The sequence below is a fragment of the Roseburia faecis genome (assembly GCF_001406815.1).
Taxonomy (GTDB): Bacteria; Bacillota; Clostridia; order Lachnospirales; family Lachnospiraceae; genus Roseburia; species Roseburia faecis.
Window position 1 is genome coordinate 1 of the sequence record NZ_CVRR01000069.1, and the last position, 830, is coordinate 830.

The window sequence follows — 830 nt, forward strand, 5'->3', positions numbered from 1 at the left end:
CAAACTGCCTCCATGTAATGGGTTTTACCTCATTACGGTTGCGCGGCCAACGGTATTTTCCTACGTTGGCATCAAGCCGCTTATATAAAAGTACAAATCCTTCACGTTCATGAAGAAGCACTTTTATTCGATCACTACGTCTGCCACAGAAGAGATAGATTGCATTTGGCCTGGAAGGGTTCATATTCAGCTGGTCTTTTACGACAGCGCATAATCCATCAATGGACTTGCGCATATCTGTATAACCACAGATCACATAAATCTCGTCTGCAACAGTGATGTCTCCTAACATGTCCCTGTCACAGCTTTAAGGATCTGTGACAGCAGCTTCGGGTCAACATCATTTGAAATTTTTATTGAAACAGTCCCAAGCATGACCTCGATGGCGGGGCAGGGTTCTTCCAGCGGAAGCATTGTGCTTTCGACAGTTGGAATGCCCGGGTTTTGATGATCAGGTATCACCTCAAGTTTTACAACATCCGGTTTAAGGGCTGGCTTATAATCGCCGCGTCCTGTGGCAGAGGGGATATCATAACAAGCTTTTTTTCTCAGTCTTTTAACCCAGTTGTAAAAGGTGCCGGGATTGATGTTATGTTCTGTACACCATTGGTAGTCACTAAGACCGCTGCTGCGGCATTCCATGATAAGTTGATATCGTTCGTCTGCTGTGCGTCTTTGCGTTTTCATACAGGAAACCTCCATAGTTATAGTAAAACGCTCGCATTTATAGTATCTAGCGCCGATACTGTAGTAAAATGCTGGCATCTATCATCTATAATTATGGCAAATTTTGTGATGATTTTAAATCCACCCTGAAACTAGGCGCTTAC

2 protein-coding genes are annotated in these 830 nt (G+C 43.7%); both read right to left on the reverse strand.

From position 1 onward, the window contains the following. Positions 1-292, reverse strand: a 292-nt coding sequence (gene tnpB / locus M72_RS14205) for an IS66 family insertion sequence element accessory protein TnpB (RefSeq protein ID WP_055068691.1), incomplete at its 3' end; no start/stop codon positions are given. Then, positions 286-687 carry an IS66 family insertion sequence element accessory protein TnpA gene (gene tnpA / locus M72_RS14210; protein WP_055068692.1) on the reverse strand — a complete coding sequence of 134 codons (402 nt, stop codon included), beginning with the start codon at positions 685-687 and terminating at the stop codon, positions 286-288. The genes tnpB and tnpA, both read right to left, overlap by 7 nt. Positions 688-830: the final 143 nt, after the last annotated feature.